Raw genomic sequence first — 17,912 nt, 5'->3', positions numbered from 1 at the left:
TCAAATGTGGGAGCGAGCCTGCTCGCGATGGGGCCTGTCGCAGCGCTGCACTATCCCGGTTGGAATGTCGGCGTTACGGCATGTAACGAAAAATTGACGAAGACCGCTGATTGTCCAAGTGAAATCGTCGCCAGCTGAGTGCTGTAAGAAAATACTTACGTCCACAACCCGACCGAACGCCTTCTCGCGCTCTAGCCCGCTTGTTTCGTTGCCCCCGGACAGGTCAGATGCCCCCCACGCCTGTCGTGCAGGTGCATAACAAGAAGGAGGCGCAATGAACGCCGTGACTCATCTCCATTTCCCCTCGGGGCGTGATTGCCCAATCACCCCCGTCGAAGGCCCGCAAAGGTCTGACTACCTTTTTGCAGCCGCCCGAAAACGTCGGGGCGGACACAGGCAATCCCGGCATCCGACACGCTGATCCAGCGATGTCTGGCAGCAGGGGGTTACCGGTGTACAATGCGCCGCGTTTTACCTGTGACCTCCTGCGCACCTGCGCAAACCTCAAGGCTATCCGCCTTGTTCACTCCGCCGCGTCACAAGCGCGTCGGGTTCGATTTCGTCACAGATAAAAACAAACAGGTGACGCATGACCGTAGCAAATACGCTGAACGTGGGACCCCTTTCATGAGTGGACAAAACGCGCAAACAGGCGAGCTGAAACGCGGCCTGAAGAATCGCCATATCCAACTGATCGCCCTCGGTGGCGCGATCGGTACCGGTTTGTTTCTCGGCTCGGCCGGTGTACTGAAGTCCGCTGGCCCGTCGATGATCCTCGGCTATGCCATCTGCGGCTTCATTGCTTTCATGATCATGCGCCAACTCGGCGAAATGATCGTTGAAGAGCCCGTCGCCGGTTCCTTCAGCCACTTCGCGCACAAATACTGGGGCGGTTTTGCCGGCTTCCTGTCGGGCTGGAACTGCTGGATCCTGTACATTCTGGTGGGCATGTCGGAGCTGACCGCAGTCGGCAAATACATCCACTACTGGGCGCCGGACATCCCGACCTGGGTCTCTGCCGCCGGCTTCTTCGTGCTGATCAACCTGATCAACCTGGCCAACGTCAAAGTCTTTGGCGAGGCGGAGTTCTGGTTCGCGATCATCAAGGTCGTGGCGATTGTCGGCATGATTGCCCTGGGAAGCTACCTGCTGGTCAGCGGGCACGGCGGGCCGCAAGCGTCGGTGACCAACCTGTGGTCCCACGGTGGTTTCTTCCCCAACGGCATCAGCGGTCTGGTGATGGCCATGGCGATCATCATGTTCTCCTTCGGCGGCCTGGAAATGCTCGGTTTCACCGCAGCGGAAGCCGACAAACCGAAAACCGTGATCCCGAAAGCCATCAACCAGGTGATCTACCGGATCCTGATTTTCTACATCGGCGCACTGGTCATCCTGTTGTCGCTGACGCCGTGGGACAGCCTGCTGGCAACCCTCAATGCGTCCGGCGATTCCTACAGCGGCAGCCCGTTCGTGCAAGTGTTCTCGATGCTCGGCAGCAACACCGCCGCGCACATCCTCAACTTCGTGGTGCTGACGGCGGCGTTGTCGGTCTACAACAGCGGCACCTACTGCAACAGCCGCATGCTGCTGGGCATGGCCGAGCAGGGCGATGCGCCGAAAGCCCTGGCGAAAATCGACAAGCGCGGTGTGCCGGTGCGTTCGATCCTGGCGTCGGCGGCGGTCACGCTGATCGCGGTGTTGCTGAACTACCTGATCCCGCAAAACGCGCTGGAACTGTTGATGTCGCTGGTGGTGGCCACCCTGGTAATCAACTGGGCGATGATCAGTTTCTCGCACTTCAAATTCCGTCAGCACATGAACAAGACTAAGCAAACGCCGCTGTTCAAGGCACTGTGGTATCCCTACGGGAACTACATCTGCCTGGCGTTCGTGTTGTTCATCCTAGGCGTGATGCTGTTGATTCCGGGAATCCAGATCTCGGTGTACGCGATTCCGGTGTGGGTTGCGTTCATGTGGGTTTGCTATGGCATCAAGAACAAGCGCAGTGCTCAGCATGCGTTGCAGGCTGCCGTGAAATAACGCAGCGCGCAGAAACAACAAACCCGGCCATGTGCCGGGTTTTTTGTGGACGCTGCAAAACCCTGTAGGAGTGAGCCTGCTCGCGATGGGGTCGTATAAGTCGACATCACTGTTGCCTGACACGGCCCCATCGCGAGCAGGCTCACTCCTACAGAATCCTATTCGCGGTATCCTGCGCGTTCTGAATATGGACGCTTTTCCATGCTGGTGATTTCCAACAACGTGCATCTGCCGGATGCCGAGATCGAATTGACCGCCATTCGCGCGCAAGGTGCGGGTGGGCAGAACGTCAACAAGGTCTCCAGCGCCGTGCACCTGCGGTTCGATATTCCGGCCTCGTCCTTGCCCGAGTTCTACAAGGAACGGCTGCTGGCGCTGCGCGACAGTCGCATCACCAGCGAAGGCGTGTTGATCATCAAGGCCCAGCAATACCGGACGCAGGAGGCCAACCGCGCCGATGCGCTGGAGCGGCTGACCGAGCTGATCCTCAGCGCAATCAAAGTTGAAAAGAAGCGCCGGCCGACCAAACCGACGCTGGGTTCGAAGAAGCGTCGGCTCGAATCCAAGACCAAGCGCGGCAGCATCAAGGCCGGCCGCGGCAAGGTGGATTTCTAGCGCGCGTCGCGTTCTTCGCGATACTTTGGCGCCTGTCGGTACAGATAAATGCTGAGCGCCAACCCGCTCAACGCGGCGAGTGCGGCGAACAGGAAGATCGAGGCAAAGCCAAATCCTGCCGCAATCGCACCGGCCACCGGCCCGGTAACCCCCAGCGACAAATCGATAAACAGCGAATAGGCCCCGACTGCCGCCCCACGGCTGGATGCCGGCACCAAATTGACCGCTTCGACCCCAAGCGCCGGGAATACCAGCGAAAAACCGAAGCCGCTCAGGGCTGCACCGGCCAATGCCCAATGAGCATCTGGCGCCAGCCACAGCAGCAATAACCCAAGGGTTTCCACCGACAAGCAGGCAATCGCCACGCGAAAGCCGCCGAGGCGGTTGATCAGGTTGCCAAACAACAACCGCGCACCAATGAAGCTGGCGCCGAACAGGCTCAGGCACAGCACCGCGTTGGACCAATGCTGAGTGGCGTAATACAGGGTGATAAAGGTGGCGATGGTGCCAAAGCCAATGGAGCCCAGCGCCAGTCCGCAGCCGTGCGGCAGCACGCGACCCAGCACATGCATGAACGGCAGGCGTTCCCCGACCACAATCGGCGCCGCAGTCTTCGGCCAGGCCAGCGCCAGGCCCAACAAGGCGAGCAAGACGATGCTCACGCCCATGCTCCACAAGCCCAACTGACTGACCAACAGCACCCCCAACGGTGCGCCAACCGCCAGCGCACCATAACTGGCGATGCCGTTCCAGGAGATCACCTTGGCGGTATTCACTGCGCCAACCCGGCCGATGCCCCAGCCAATCGAACCGGAGCCCACCAGGCTTTCCGCGCTGCCGAGCACCAGTCGGCCAATCAACAGGCTGATCAGGCTCAACACCGGCAGGCTTTGGGTAAAGGCCGAAATCAGCATGAACACACCGCTCAAGCCACAGCCGGCAAGGCCATACATCACCGCCAGTTTGCTGCCCTTGTTGTCGATGATTTTCCCGGCATACGGCCGGCTGAGCAGGGTGGCCAGGTATTGCACGCTGATCACCAGGCCGGCGACCACCGCTCCGAAACCGAGGTCGCTGTGGACATAGCCCGGCAACACGGCCAGGGGAATGCCGATATTCAGGTAGCCGATGAAGGTGAACAGGACGATGGAGACAACTTGCAGCGTGACCGCCAGGGGGCGCTGTTTTTCAGACATGGGTAAAGGTCCACGGGAAAGCAGGATAGATAGGCTGCTTATGATAGCGGCGCGAGCGGCCGTGGCGCGTGAAAAAGTAAAACTATTTGCCGGGCGGCAATGGATCAAGGCTTGGCGGGGGCGACCAATTGCGTCGTGACCAGCGCGGCCAGGGCGTTTTCTTCGCTGCCGAATCGGGCCAGCAGGGCAGCCTGTTTTTCGGGGGAGAGCCGATTCCAGATCTCGATCATCTTCTCGGCGGTGCCGATCAGGACGCTGGCCTGGGTTTCAGTGAAATCATCGGTCATGGCGGGGCTCGCAGTTCAGGCGGTGTGGAAAGCGCATGTTAGCGCTTTCCACACGGTCTGGTCGTGCGGGTGTTTCAGTCTTCGCTGTCAGCCTTGCGACTGTCGGTGGCTTCTTTCGGCTCGGGCTGTTGGGCGCCGGCTTGTTGCGTGGGTGTCTGCTCAGTTTCGTGCAGGCTTGGGAAGGGGAGATTAGGGATCTCGTGCATGTTTCGCGCTCCTCGCAAAGTCTGTTGATAGATCTGGTAGATCCGCGCTTTTACAAAGCTTGAGCAGGATACAGCAGGGGAAATGACAAATAGACTTTTATATCCATTTGTTTCGACGGATGGGCTTGTCTAGACAGGTTTGGAAGAGCTCCACGGAGCCACTGTGGCGAGGGAGCTTGCTCCCGCTGGGCTGCGGAGCGGCCCCATTCTAAGACGGGCAGGTAGATCACGGCTTGCATTGATTGCGACCGCTGCGCGCTCGAGCGGGAGCAAGCTCCCTCGCCACAAGGAACCTGCCATTGCATCGGGTTATTTGCAAACTTCGGCGATGGCCTCGGCCAGCAAATCCAGGCGCGTCGCATCGATGCCCGCCACGTTCGCCCGACCAGAGTTGACCATGTAGACGCTGTGGTGATCACGCAGTTGCTTGACCTGATCCGGCGTCAATCCGGTGTAGGAAAACATCCCGCGCTGCACGCCGATATGCGCAAACCGCTCGCGCAAACCGTGAGGTTCCAGCGCTTCCACCAGACCGCTGCGCAATTGGGCAATGCGCAAGCGCATGGTCTCGACTTCGTCGGCCCAGAGGCATTTCAACTCGGGGTCACCGAGGATGGTGGCGACCACGGCCGCACCGTGATCCGGCGGTGTCGACCACAGGTTGCGGGCGATGTTGGCCAGTTGACTGCGGATATCCACCAGTTTCTCGGCGGTTTTCGCGCAGACGATCAGCGCACCCGTGCGATCGCGATACAGGCCGAAGTTCTTCGAGCAGGAGCTGGTTATCAGGACTTCCGGCAATTCGGCCGCGAACAACCGGGTCGACCAGGCATCCTGTTCCAGGCCATCGCCAAAGCCCTGGTAGGCGAAGTCGATCAATGGCACCAGGTCACGACTGCGCACCACCTCCAGCACCCGGCGCCAGTCGTCATGGGACAGGTCGAAGCCGGTCGGGTTGTGGCAGCAGGCGTGCAGCAGCACGACATCGCCCTTTGGCGCGGCTTTCAGGGTTGTGAGCATCGCCTCGACATCGAGACGGTTGTCACTGCCGACATAAGGGTAGTGACTGACCTTGACCCCGGCCGCCGCGAAAATGGTTTCGTGAATCGGCCAGGTCGGGTTGCTCAGCCACACGCCTCGACCCGGCAGGCACTGGGCGATGAAGTCTGCACTCAAGCGCAGTGCGCCGGTGCCGCCCGGCGTCTGGGTGGCGCCGGCCCGTTGTTCGGCGATCAGCGCGGAATCGGCGCCGAGCACCAGCGTACTGATCGCTTTGCCGAAGGCCGGTTCACCGTGACCGCCGATGTAAGTCTTGGTGGTCTGGCGATCCACCAGGCGTTGCTCGGCGAGCTTCACGGCCTGGGGGATGGGTGTCAGGCCCTGAGCGTCTTTGTAGACGCCCACGCCGAGGTCGAATTTGCGCGGGTTGGGGTCCTGCGCATAGGCCTCCATCAGGCCGAGGATCGGGTCGCCGGGCACCCGGCCGATGGCGTCGAAATGCATTATTTGCGGCCCTCGGCGTCCTTCGCTACTTCGTCGGTACGCGCAGCCATGATGAAGTCGTTGCGGTGCAAGCCCTTGATGGAGTGGCTCCACCAGGTCACGGTGACCGAGCCCCACTCAGTCAGCAGGCCTGGGTGGTGGCCTTCGGCCTCGGAGATTTCACCGACCGCGTTGGTGAACGCCAGCGCGTGTTTGAAGTTCTTGAACAGGAAAATCTTTTCCAGCTGCATGACGCCGTCGCGAACTTCGATGTTCCAGTCGGGGATCTGCTTGATCAGTACCGGCAGTTCTTCGTCGCTGACTTGTGGGGCATCGGCGCGGCAGGCTTCGCAATGGGCTTGGTTCAATGTGGACATGATATGTTCCTGAAATCGAATGATTGGAAATCGGCCGTCAGTGGCGCCACGCTAAACCAAAGCGTCGGTTCCTGACAGGCTCACTTGATTCTAAAAGCTGCGGATCACGCCGCTTTCTTAGGTGGGAATTTCGGCGCGTGCAACCCCAGCTGCATGCCTTGCTTGACCATGCCCATGATGTCTTCATGCGCCAGGTCGAACAGGCGCTTGAGGTTCGGCAGGACAAAATACAGCGGTTGCAGGATGTCGATGCGGTACGGGGTGCGCATGCATTCCAGCGGGTCGAAGGCTTGATGCTCCGGTTCGTCCGACAGGCAATACACGGTTTCTTTCGGGGAGGAGAGAATGCCGCCGCCGTAGATGCGTTGGCCTTGCGGCGTATCCACCAGGCCGAACTCGATGGTCATCCAGTACAGACGCGCCAGGTACACGCGTTCTTCCTTGGAAGCCTGTAGGCCGAGTTTGCCGTAGGTGTGGGTAAATTCTGCAAACCAGGGGTTGGTCAGCAGCGGGCAGTGGCCAAAGATCTCGTGGAAAATGTCCGGCTCTTGCAGGTAATCCAGTTCTTCGCGGGTACGAATAAACGTCGCCACGGGAAACTGCTTGCTGGCGAGCAATTCGAAAAAGGTCTGGAAGGGGATCAGTGCCGGCACCCGTGCAACCTGCCAGCCGGTGGTTTCACCGAGGACTTTGTTGATCTCACCGAGTTGCGGGATGCGGTCGTGGGGCAGACCGAGTTTTTCGATACCGTCCAGGTATTCCTGGCACGCACGACCCTCGATCACTTTCAGTTGGCGAGTAATCAGCGTGTTCCACACCGCATGTTCCTCGGCGGGGTAGTCGATAAAACCTTGCGCATCGGGCTCGCGAGCCACGTATTGCGTCTGCTTCATGCTGCTCTCCTGCTAGGGGATTTCGTTCTTGTTATGTCCTGCTATGGACTTAGAAATACCTGAAGGATTGCAGTGGTGCAGCATGTGAGTCCCATGTCGCGTAGGAAAATTCGCTGTTTTTTGTAAAGTATTCGTTACGGTTTGGTCTGTATGGCGCAGGTATTGAGTTTTCACGGTTTGAAAAGCTGTGTGCCTGTCACATAATCTTGACGACTATCTGAGCGCTCTCGCAAAAAAATTCCCTGTGGGAGCGAGCCTGCTCGCGAAAGCGTCGGCACATCCAGCATTGATGTATCAGACAGACCGCTATCGCGAGCAGGCTCGCTCCCACAGGTTTTGTGTTCGGCACTCACTCACCGTTTTTTCGGGCCTTTTATATGCGTATCAAAGTCCACTGCCAGAACCGCATCGGCATCCTGCGCGACATTCTCAACTTGCTGGTCGAGTACGGGATCAACGTTGCTCGCGGCGAAGTGGGGGGCGAGCATGGCAATGCGATCTACCTGCACTGCCCAAACCTGATCAACATCCAGTTCCAGGCGTTGCGTCCGAAATTTGAATCGATTGCCGGGGTTTTTGGCGTCAAGCGTGTAGGGCTGATGCCCAGCGAGCGCCGGCACATGGAGCTCAATGCCCTGCTCGGTGCTCTGGAATTCCCGGTGCTGTCGATCGACATGGGCGGCTCCATCGTCGCCGCCAACCGTGCGGCGGCGCAGTTGCTCGGCGTGCGGGTGGATGAGGTGCCGGGCATTCCGCTGTCACGCTACGCCGAGGATTTCGACCTGCCGGAATTGGTGCGAGCCAATAAATCGCGGATCAACGGATTGCGGGTGAAGGTCAAGGGCGACGTGTTCCTCGCCGACATCGCGCCCCTGCAATCGGAGCATGACGACAGCGAAGCCATGGCCGGCGCGGTGCTGACGCTGCACCGCGCCGACCGGGTGGGGGAGCGCATCTATAACGTGCGCAAGCAGGAACTGCGCGGGTTCGACAGCATCTTCCAGAGTTCGAAAGTGATGGCCGCGGTGGTGCGTGAGGCACGGCGCATGGCACCGCTGGATGCGCCGCTATTGATAGAGGGTGAAACCGGCACGGGTAAAGAACTACTGGCGCGGGCCTGTCACCTGGCGAGCCCACGCGGGCAATCGCCCTTGATGGCGCTTAATTGCGCGGGGTTGCCAGAGTCGATGGCCGAGACCGAGTTGTTCGGCTACGGTCCGGGAGCCTTCGAAGGCGCACGGGCCGAAGGCAAGCTGGGGCTGTTGGAGCTGACGGCGGGCGGTACGCTGTTTCTCGACGGCGTCGGAGAAATGAGCCCGCGCTTGCAGGTGAAATTGCTGCGTTTCCTGCAGGACGGATGCTTCCGTCGTGTAGGCAGTGATGAAGAGGTTTATCTGGATGTGCGTGTGATCTGTGCGACGCAGGTCGACCTGTCCGAGCTGTGTGCTCGCGGTGAGTTTCGCCAGGATTTGTATCACCGTTTGAACGTGCTTTCGTTGCACATTCCACCGCTGCGCGAATGCCTGGATGGCTTGACGCCGCTGGTGGAGCATTTCCTCGATCAGGCCAGTCGCCAGATTGGTTGCCCGCTGCCAAAACTGGCGCCGGCTGCCATGGAACGGCTCAGTCACTACCATTGGCCAGGCAATGTGCGGCAGCTGGAAAACGTGCTGTTCCAGGCGGTTTCGCTATGCGACGGCGGGACGGTAAAGGCCGAGCATATCCGCCTGCCGGACTACGGCGTGCGTCAGCCGCTTGGCGATTTCTCGCTCGAGGGTGGGCTGGATGCGATTGTCGGGCGGTTCGAGAAGGCAGTGCTGGAACGCTTGTACTCAGAGCACCCGAGCAGCCGGCAGCTGGGCAAGCGGTTGGGGGTTTCGCACACGACCATTGCCAACAAGTTGCGTGAGTATGAAGTCGGTAAAGAACCCGGCGCTTAAGTACTGCAATGATATTTTGTGGCGAGGGAGCTTGCTCCCGCTCGGGCGCGAAGCGGCCGCAAAACCACCCGGCGCGATCTACCTGTCAGATCTCGACAGTCCTTCTTGGGGCTGCTGTGCAGCCCAGCGGGAGCAAGCTCCCTCGCCACAAAGAGCGAGTCGTTGCCACTTACCGGCATAACACCGCCGGTTTTTCGACTTTGACACAATCCCCCATTCCTCTCTGAACCCCTCAAGTCCTTTGTTTGCCGGGCCCGGCGCCGTCAGAAAAAAGTTGGTCTGCAAATTGCTTATGGTCCAGCAGTACAGCAGTGGGCGGCAAACGTCCGGCATGCAGAGGAAAGAGTGTGGACAAGTACCTTTATGTGGCAATGACCGGCGCCAGCCAGAATGCACTGGCGCAGAAGGCTCATGCCAACAACCTGGCGAACATCTCCACGAACGGCTTCCAGAAAGACCTGGAGCAGGCGCGTTCGATGCCGGTGTTCGGTGACAGCTTTCCGGCGCGTGCGTTTGCGATGTCCGAACGTCCGGCCACCGACTTCTCTCCGGGTGCCATGATCGAAACCGGCCGCGACCTCGATGTCGCCGTGCAGGGCAATGGCTGGATCGCCGTGCAGAACCCCGATGGCGGCGAAAGCTACGTGCGCACCGGCAGCCTGAACGTTGACGCCCTGGGCGTGCTGCGTGCCGGCAACGGCATGCCGGTCATGGGCAACGGCGGGCCGATTGCCGTGCCGCCCGAGCAGCAGATCGAAGTGGGCGAGGACGGCACCATCAGCATCCGTGCGATGGGTGAAGGTCCTCGCGTGATGGCCGAAGTCGATCGCATCAAGCTGGTCAACCCTGACTTCAAGAACATGACCAAAGGCCTGGACGGCTCGATCCACACCAAGGACGGCCAGCCGGCGCAAGCCGATTCCGGCGTCAAGCTGATCTCCGGTTTCCTGGAGTCGAGCAACGTCAATGCCGTGGAAGAAATGACGTCGGTACTGGCTTTGTCCAAGCAGTTCGAGCTGCACATCAAGATGATGAACACCGCCAAAGACGATGACCAGGCCATGGCTCGGGTCTTGCAGATCAGCTAATTATCAGAACGTCGCGCCGTAAAACAGGCGCACGAGGAGAATCGAATGCTTCCGGCTCTATGGGTTGCCAAAACAGGTCTGTCCGCCCAGGACACTAACCTGACGACCATTTCCAACAACCTGGCGAACGTGTCGACCACGGGTTTCAAACGTGACCGCGCCGAGTTCCAGGACTTGCTCTACCAGATCAAGCGCCAGCCAGGCGCCCAGTCGACCCAGGACAGCGAATTGCCGTCCGGTCTGCAATTGGGTACCGGTGTGCGCATTGTCGGCACCCAGAAGAACTTCACCGCCGGCAGCCTGCAAACCACTGAGCAGCCGTTGGACCTGGCAGTCGACGGTCGCGGTTTCTTCCAGATTCTGCAGCCGGATGGCACCACGTCCTACACCCGTGACGGTACGTTCCACCTGGACTCCAACGGCCAGATCGTGAACGCCAGCGGCTTCGCCCTGGAACCGGCCATTGTCATCCCGAACGATGCCCAGACCTTCACGGTCGGTCGAGACGGCACCGTGTCCATCACCGTTGCCGGCAACCCGGCTTCCCAGGTGATCGGCAACCTGCAGACCGCCGACTTCATCAACCCGGCCGGCCTGCAAGCAGTGGGTAACAACCTGTTCCTGGAAACCGCTGCCAGCGGCGCGCCGCAAATCGGTACGCCGGGCCTCGCAGGTTTCGGCACCACGCTGCAGAACACCCTGGAAACGTCCAACGTCAGCACCGTTGAGGAGATGGTCAACATGATCACCACCCAGCGCGCCTACGAGATGAACTCCAAGGTGATCTCCACTGCCGACCAGATGCTCTCGTTCGTAACGCAGAATCTGTAATCAAGTCTATGAGGCGGCCATGAGGCCGCCTGCAACACCGTGAGGTAGGGTCATGAATCGCTTTGTATCTGTTCTGGCACTGAGTGGAGTCGCCGCGCTGGCCGGTTGCGTCGGTCCGACGCCCAAGCCCAATGACCCTTATTACGCCCCGGTGTTGCCGCGTACGCCGTTGCCGGCTGCCGCGAACAACGGCTCGATCTACCAGGCCGGTTTCGAACAGAACCTGTACGGCGACCGCAAGGCTTTCCGGGTCGGTGACATCATCACCATCACCCTGAACGAGAAGACCCAGGCCAGCAAGAATGCCAACTCGCAGGTCGGCAAGACCAGCAAGACCAGCATTGGCCTGTCCTCCTTGTTTGGCAGCACGCCGAACACGAATAACCCGCTCGGCAGCGGCGACCTGAGCCTGGATGCCGCGTACAGCGGTGACCGTGCGACCAAGGGTGACAGCAAGGCCGGGCAGGGCAACAGCCTGACCGGTTCGATCACCGTGACCGTCGCCGACGTATTGCCCAACGGCATCATTGCCGTGCGCGGCGAGAAGTGGATGACCCTCAATACCGGTGATGAGCTGGTGCGGATTGCCGGTCTGGTCCGGGCCGATGACATCGCCACCGATAACACCGTTTCGTCGACACGCATTGCCGATGCACGCATAACCTACTCGGGCACCGGTTCCTTTGCCGATGCGAGTCAGCCAGGCTGGTTCGACCGTTTCTTCCTCAGCCCGCTGTTCCCTTTCTAGGTGGCTACGTTGAATTTCAAACACCTGATGGTGGCTGCGTGCCTGATGTCCGCAGCCTTCGGTGCTCAAGCCGAGCGGCTGAAAGACATCGCCAGTATTTCCGGCGTGCGGTCCAACCAATTGATCGGCTACGGCCTGGTGGTCGGGCTTAACGGTACCGGCGACCAGACGACGCAGACGCCGTTCACCCTGCAGACCTTCAACAACATGCTCTCGCAGTTCGGCATCAAGGTACCGCCGGGTTCGGGCAACGTGCAGTTGAAGAACGTCGCGGCGGTCTCGATCAGCGCCGACCTGCCGGCATTTGCCAAGCCGGGTCAGCAAGTCGACATCACTGTCTCGTCCATCGGTAACTCCAAGAGCCTGCGTGGCGGCACCTTGCTGCTGACACCGCTCAAGGGTATCGACGGCAACGTGTATGCGGTCGCCCAGGGCAACCTGGTGGTCGGCGGTTTCGATGCGGAAGGTCGCGACGGTTCGAAGATCACCGTCAACGTTCCGTCGGCCGGTCGCATCCCTGGCGGTGCATCGGTTGAACGAGCGGTGCCGAGTGGTTTCAACCAGGGCAACAGCCTGACCCTGAACCTGAACCGTTCAGACTTCACCACTGCCAAGCGCATCGTCGACAAGATCAACAACATGCTCGGCCCTGGCGTCGCCCAGGCCATCGACGGTGGTTCGATTCGCGTCAGTGCGCCGCTCGATCCGAGCCAGCGGGTCGATTACCTGTCGATCCTCGAAAACCTCGAAGTCGATCCGGGGCAGGCGGTGGCGAAAGTCATCATCAACTCCCGAACCGGCACCATCGTGATCGGGCAGAACGTCAAGGTGTCCCCGGCCGCCGTCACCCACGGCAGCCTGACCGTGACCATCACCGAAGACCCGATCGTCAGCCAGCCCGGCCCTCTGTCCAATGGTCAGACGGCGGTCGTGCCGCGCTCGCGTGTCAACGCCCAGCAGGAAGCCAAGCCGATGTTCAAGTTCGGCCCAGGCACCACCCTCGACGAAATCGTGCGTGCGGTGAACCAGGTCGGCGCCGCGCCGGGTGACTTGATGGCGATTCTCGAAGCACTGAAGCAGGCTGGCGCGTTGCAAGCCGACCTGATTGTGATCTGAGGACGGCGACCATGGATATGCGCAAGAGCGGTCTGGTCAGCAGCAGCGACTCGGGTTCTTACTCGGACCTGAATCGACTGAACCAGCTCAAGGTCGGCGACAAGGACAGCGACGGCAACATGCGCAAAGTGGCGCAGGAGTTCGAGTCGCTGTTCCTGGGTGAAATGCTCAAGTCCATGCGCTCGGCCACCGAAGCGTTGGGGCAGGACAATCCACTCAACACGCCGGCCGCCAAGCAGTACCAGGAAATGTACGACCAGCAGTTGGCCGTTTCCATGTCCCGCGAAGGCGGCGGCATCGGTTTGGCCGACGTGCTGATGCGTCAGATGTCGAAGAACAAACCGCTGGCGCCGGGCGAGGCCGCCGCCGCGTCCGAAGCCAAGCAGGCTGCGGCGAAAGCCGCGGTGGAAACGCCGATTGCCGCTGGCACGGTCGCCACCAACGGACCGCTATCGCGCCTCAATGGCGAGCGTCCATTGTGGGCCTCGCGTTCGGTGCGCGCGCCGCAAGCGGCGGGTGAGGGCGGGCATCGCAATGACATGGCGCTGATCAATCAGCGACGCCTGGCACTGCCGCCGAAACTGGCGGATCGTTTGCTCGCGGGCCTGGTGCCCTCGGCAGCGACCAACGCACCGACTGCAGCCAAGGCACTCAATCAAATCCAGTTGCCGCAGAGCACCAGGACCGGTGTCGGTCCGCTGTACAACGGCGACTGGCTGGCCTCGCAAACCGGTTCGGCCTCGAGTGGCCAGATGCAGGTTTACGGCCGCGCCATGGCGCAGATTCCGCTGGCGCCCGCGAAGAAAGCTTTCAGTTCCGCCGACGAATTCGTCAACACCATGCTGCCAATGGCCAAGGAAGCGGCCGACCGCATCGGTGTCGACCCACGTTACCTGGTGGCTCAGGCCGCCCTGGAAACCGGTTGGGGCAAATCGGTCATGCGCGCCCAGGACGGCAGCAGCAGCCATAACCTGTTCGGCATCAAGACCGGCAGCAACTGGAAGGGCGATTCGGCGCGGGCGATCACCAGCGAATTCAGAAATGGCGAGATGGTCAAGGAGACGGCCGAGTTCCGTTCCTACGACTCGTACAAAGACAGCTTCCATGATCTCGTGACGCTGCTGCAAACCAATAATCGCTATCAAGATGTTGTGAAGTCGGCCGATAACCCAGAACAGTTTGTGCGCGAGCTGCAAAAGGCCGGTTATGCAACCGACCCGGAATACGCAAGCAAGATTTCGCAGATAGCCAAGCAGATGACGAGTTACCAGAACTACGCTGCGGCGGGCGCCTCCACTACGCCTCTTTGAGGCATAAGTTATAAGGTCTGAACCATGAGTTTGCTCAATATCGGGATGTCGGGGCTGTCAGCCAGCCAATCGTCGTTGGTGACTACGGGTAACAACATCGCCAACGTCGATACCGCTGGTTATTCGCGCCAGCAGACCGTGCAGGGCACCAAGGCTTCGCAGCAGTTCGGCAATGTGTTCATCGGCACCGGGACGACCCTGGCCGATGTCCGTCGGGTCTACAACAGCTACCTCGACGCGCAATTGCAGACCAGCACCTCGCTCAACAGTGATTCGGCTGCTTACCTGGGTCAGGTCACGCCGCTCGATACCCTGCTGTCGGACAGCAACACGGGCCTGGACGGCGCCCTGACCAAGTTTTTCGCTTCGGTGCAGAACGTCAACGCCAAGCCGGGTGACGATGCCTCCCGCCAGTTGTTGCTCAGTGATGCCCAGGCCTTGAGCAACCGTTTCAACTCGATGTCGAGCCAGTTGACCGCGCAGAACGCGAGCATCAACGGTAACCTCGCGAACATGGCCGATCAGGTCAACAAACTGGCCGCCACCGTGGCGCAGTTGAACCAGAAGATTTCCGAGATCTCCAACTCCGGCGGTATGCCGAACGACTTGCTCGACGCGCGTAACGAGACCGTCCGCCAGCTGTCGACCTTTACCGGCGCGCAAGTGGTCGAGCGCGAAGGCAATATCGACATTTACCTGGGCAGCGGCCAGCCGCTGGTCATGGGCAACACAGTCAACAAGCTGGAGACGGTGCCGAGCAAGGGTGATCCTAGTCGCCTGGGCCTGCAGCTGAACCGTGGTTCGAGCACCATCGATATCACCTCCATCATGACCGGCGGCGAAATCGGTGGCCTGCTGCGCTATCGCAGCACCGTGCTCGACCCGGCCATGAACGAACTGGGGCGCGTGGCCCTGGTCGTCGCCGACCAGATGAACAGTCTCCAGGCGCAAGGCATCGACAAGAACGGTGACTTCGGTTCGAACCTGTTCAACAGCATCAACAGTGCCACGCAAGTGGCTCAGCGCAGTGTGGCCTCTTTGGGCAACAGTGCGGGGTCGGGCAACTTCGGTGTGACCATCGAAGACTCCGGCAAGCTGACCATCAATGATTACCAGGTCACCTTCACCAGCGCCACCAATTACACCGTGCAGCGCCTGCCGGAAGGTACCTCCATGGGCTCCTTCAGTACGGCACCACCGGCAACGGCACCGGTCATCGATGGCTTCTCGTTGAACTTCGGCGGTGGTACTTCCGCGGCGGGCGATTCCTTCCGGATTACCCCGACGCGTAACGCGGCGACGAACATCAAGACCGAGATGACCGACTCCAAGCGCCTGGCCATCGCCGCGCCGTTGAGTGCGGCCATCGCTCCTGGCGGCAGCGGTACGCTGTCCATTTCGTCCAGCGGCCAGCCGACCCTGACGACTCAGTTCGATATCTACGATCCGGCTACCAGCAAGATCATGCAGGACGGGCTGAAGAACTCGACGCCGGTCAAAGTTGTGTTCGGTGCAGCCGGTGGTGCGACCCAGACGTATCAGATGCTGGATGCCCAGGGCAACCTGCTCAGCAGCGGCAGCATCGTGCCGAACCAGAACAACACCCTGAGCCTGACGGTTCCACTGGTGGATGCCAGCGGCGCAGCGATCATGGACCCGGGTCCACCTTCGGTACAACGGACCGTATCGTTCGACATGACCGTTGCAGGCTCGCCGGGCGCAGCGTCGGCGATCAACATTTCCCTCGCTCAGGCGGGCACGCTGGACAACCGTAACGGTACGGCACTGGCCGGTTTGCAGACCAAGCAGGTGGTGGATACCGGCAGCGGCAGCAAGGGTATTTCCCTGACCGACGCCTACGGCAAACTGGTTGAAGGCGTGGGCTCCAAAGCGGCCCAGGGCAAGCTCGACAGCGCTGCGACCGATGCGATCCTGGCCAATGCCAAAGGCGCTCGCGACTCGTTGTCGGGTGTCGACCTCGATGAGGAGACCGGCAACCTGGTCAAGTATCAGCAGTACTACACCGCCTCTTCGCAGATCATCAAGGCTGCGCAGGAAATCTTCAGCACACTGATCAACAGTCTTTAAGGAGTCGTAGCCCATGCGCATTTCCACCGGCCAGTTTTACGAGTCCACGGCTGCAAACTATCAAAAGAACTTCGCCAACGCGGTCAAGACCAGTCAAGAGGCCAGCAGCCTGGTGCGCGTCAACACCGCTGCCGATGATCCGGTCGGTGCCTCGCGCCTGCTGCAACTGGGTCAGCAGTCTTCGATGCTCGATCAGTACAACGCCAACACCAACACGATCAAGGCGACCCTGGGCCAGACCGAATCGGTCATGACCAGCATCAACAACGTGTTGCAGCGTGCGCGGGAATTGGCCATTGGCGTCGGCAACAGCGGTTACACCGATGCCGATCGCCAGGCCAACGCCTCGGAGCTGGGCCAGATCGAAGATCAACTGCTGAGCCTGATGAACACCAAGGATGAAAATGGCACGTACATTTTCTCCGGCTCCAAGGGTGATACCGCGCCGTTCTCGCGCAACGCCGACGGTACCTACAGCTACAACGGCGACCAGGTGACCCTCGATTTGCCGGTGGGCGATACCATGTCGATGGCCACCAACAGCACTGGTTGGGAAGTGTTCCAGCAGGCGATCAATACCAGCCGCAGCCAGGTCACCCTGACCGCGCCGGCGGTGGATGACGGTCGTGTGGCCCTGTCCAACGGCCAGGTGTCTTCGAACGTTACCTACAACAGCAAATTCCGCAGCGGTGAGCCGTACACGGTCAGCTTTGTCAGCGGCACCCAGCTGAAAATCACCGACTCGAGTGGTACTGATGTCACCGCCGAAGCCAGTCAGGGCGGCGTGTTTGACTCGACGGGTTCGCAAACCCAGGGTGTCACTTTCCGCGGTGTCGAACTGAGCCTCAACATCAACCTGCAGCCCGGTGATGTTGCAGGTACCGTGCTGCCTGGCCATAGCTTCACGCTGGCTGCCCAGCCGGATACCTTCACCGCGACCCGCGCCCCGGGCAACCCGACGACGTCGCAGGTGACGTCGACCAGCATCACCAACTCGGCCAACTACCACGCCAGTTTCCCGTCGGGCGCGGCTGTCCTGAAATTCACCAGCGCCACCGCTTTCGATCTCTACGCGGCGCCATTGACCGCCGACAGCAAGCCGGTGTCCTCCGGGACCATGGTCGGCAACGTTGCCACCGCATCGGGTGTGAGTTTCACCATGAGCGCTGCACCGGCGCCGGGGCCGAACGATCAATTCAACATCGCCGTCAACACTCACGAAACCCAGAACATTCTGGATACCGTGAGCCAGTTGAAGACCGCCCTGAACACGCCAACCAATGGCAATGCGCTCCTGATCCAGAAGCAGCAAGCCGCCGTGGCCTCGGGCATCGCCAACCTGGCCAGTGGCAACGATCAGTTGTCCAGCGCCTTGAGTTCGGTGGGCGGGCGCGGCGCGGCCCTGGATAACCAGGCCGAGATCAACCAAAGCCTGAAGATGGCCAACACAACGACCCAGTCGTCCATCCGCGATTCCGATCCGGCTGAAGTGATGACGCGCCTGACCTTGCAGCAAACCATGTTGCAGGCCTCGCAATTGGCGTTCAGCAAAATCACTCAGCTGGGTCTGTTCAACAAAATCTAAAGGCGTCGGGCGCGAAAGCGCCCGGCCGTAATTCGTCGAAGTCCAATCGCCTTTTTTCAGCGGTTTCAAAGGCTCACCCGGCCGGGTGAGCGCCCGCCGCTTGAGAGTCC

Annotated in this window: 16 protein-coding genes; 10 read left to right on the top strand and 6 right to left on the bottom strand. The window is 60.5% G+C overall.

The genetic code is table 11. From position 1 onward, the window contains the following. Positions 1-627 precede the first annotated feature (627 nt). Together EJA72_RS23475 and arfB are read left to right on the top strand one after the other, a co-directional pair. Positions 628-2,040 carry an amino acid permease gene (locus tag EJA72_RS23475; protein ID WP_157714243.1) on the top strand — a complete coding sequence of 471 codons (1,413 nt, stop codon included), beginning with the start codon at positions 628-630 and terminating at the stop codon, positions 2,038-2,040. 201 nt (positions 2,041-2,241) lie between these two features. Next, positions 2,242-2,655: an alternative ribosome rescue aminoacyl-tRNA hydrolase ArfB gene (arfB, locus tag EJA72_RS23470; RefSeq protein WP_157714241.1), complete on the top strand. Its 414-nt coding sequence runs from the start codon at positions 2,242-2,244 to the stop codon at positions 2,653-2,655. Here arfB and EJA72_RS23465 read toward each other — a convergent pair. The 6 genes from EJA72_RS23465 to phhA form a co-directional block, all read right to left on the bottom strand. Then, on the bottom strand, positions 2,652-3,851 hold the full coding sequence (locus tag EJA72_RS23465; RefSeq protein ID WP_157714239.1) for an MFS transporter: 1,200 nt from the start codon (positions 3,849-3,851) through the stop codon (positions 2,652-2,654). The genes arfB and EJA72_RS23465 overlap by 4 nt on opposite strands. Positions 3,852-3,955: 104 nt before the next feature. Then, on the bottom strand, positions 3,956-4,138 hold the full coding sequence (locus tag EJA72_RS23460) for a hypothetical protein (RefSeq protein WP_034146244.1): 183 nt from the start codon (positions 4,136-4,138) through the stop codon (positions 3,956-3,958). A gap of 74 nt (positions 4,139-4,212) precedes the next feature. Further along, positions 4,213-4,344, bottom strand: coding sequence for a hypothetical protein (locus EJA72_RS29385; RefSeq protein ID WP_256679748.1), 132 nt, complete (start codon positions 4,342-4,344; stop codon positions 4,213-4,215). Between the two features lie 309 nt (positions 4,345-4,653). Beyond that, positions 4,654-5,847 (bottom strand): amino acid aminotransferase, encoded by a 1,194-nt coding sequence (locus tag EJA72_RS23455; RefSeq protein ID WP_157714237.1) that lies wholly within the window; start codon positions 5,845-5,847, stop codon positions 4,654-4,656. Then, positions 5,847-6,203 (bottom strand): 4a-hydroxytetrahydrobiopterin dehydratase, encoded by a 357-nt coding sequence (locus EJA72_RS23450; protein ID WP_157714234.1) that lies wholly within the window; start codon positions 6,201-6,203, stop codon positions 5,847-5,849. Before EJA72_RS23450 ends, EJA72_RS23455 begins: the two co-directional genes overlap by 1 nt. 104 nt (positions 6,204-6,307) lie before the next feature. Next, positions 6,308-7,096 (bottom strand): phenylalanine 4-monooxygenase, encoded by a 789-nt coding sequence (gene phhA, locus EJA72_RS23445; protein ID WP_157714232.1) that lies wholly within the window; start codon positions 7,094-7,096, stop codon positions 6,308-6,310. 377 nt (positions 7,097-7,473) lie between these two features. Between phhA and EJA72_RS23440 the strand changes: the two genes are divergently transcribed. The 8 genes from EJA72_RS23440 (at position 7,474) to EJA72_RS23405 (ending at position 17,802) form a co-directional block, all read left to right on the top strand. After that, complete coding sequence (locus EJA72_RS23440; RefSeq protein WP_157714230.1) at positions 7,474-9,036, top strand: sigma-54-dependent transcriptional regulator; 1,563 nt, start codon at positions 7,474-7,476, stop codon at positions 9,034-9,036. A 347-nt stretch (positions 9,037-9,383) separates the two neighbouring features. Next, on the top strand, positions 9,384-10,124 hold the full coding sequence (locus EJA72_RS23435; protein WP_178129546.1) for a flagellar basal body rod protein FlgF: 741 nt from the start codon (positions 9,384-9,386) through the stop codon (positions 10,122-10,124). Positions 10,125-10,169: 45 nt separating this feature from the next. After that, entirely contained in the window at positions 10,170-10,955 is a 786-nt protein-coding gene (gene flgG, locus EJA72_RS23430) for a flagellar basal-body rod protein FlgG (protein ID WP_157714228.1), read from the top strand. Between the two features lie 52 nt (positions 10,956-11,007). Beyond that, positions 11,008-11,703: a flagellar basal body L-ring protein FlgH gene (gene flgH / locus EJA72_RS23425; RefSeq protein ID WP_157714227.1), complete on the top strand. Its 696-nt coding sequence runs from the start codon at positions 11,008-11,010 to the stop codon at positions 11,701-11,703. A gap of 27 nt (positions 11,704-11,730) precedes the next feature. Then, a complete protein-coding gene (locus EJA72_RS23420; protein WP_157714266.1) occupies positions 11,731-12,819 on the top strand; it encodes a flagellar basal body P-ring protein FlgI in 1,089 nt (362 codons plus the stop codon). A gap of 11 nt (positions 12,820-12,830) precedes the next feature. Next, entirely contained in the window at positions 12,831-14,129 is a 1,299-nt protein-coding gene (gene flgJ / locus EJA72_RS23415) for a flagellar assembly peptidoglycan hydrolase FlgJ (protein WP_157714225.1), read from the top strand. A gap of 24 nt (positions 14,130-14,153) precedes the next feature. After that, complete coding sequence (flgK, locus tag EJA72_RS23410) at positions 14,154-16,217, top strand: flagellar hook-associated protein FlgK (RefSeq protein ID WP_157714222.1); 2,064 nt, start codon at positions 14,154-14,156, stop codon at positions 16,215-16,217. Between the two features lie 13 nt (positions 16,218-16,230). Further along, positions 16,231-17,802: a flagellar hook-associated protein 3 gene (locus EJA72_RS23405; protein ID WP_157714220.1), complete on the top strand. Its 1,572-nt coding sequence runs from the start codon at positions 16,231-16,233 to the stop codon at positions 17,800-17,802. Positions 17,803-17,912 lie beyond the last annotated feature (110 nt).

The organism is Pseudomonas sp. PB120, assembly GCF_009761815.1.
In the GTDB taxonomy this organism is placed as follows: Bacteria; Pseudomonadota; Gammaproteobacteria; order Pseudomonadales; family Pseudomonadaceae; genus Aquipseudomonas.
Note: the sequence above shows the minus strand (reverse complement) of the source record. Positions and strands in the feature narration are given on the sequence as shown.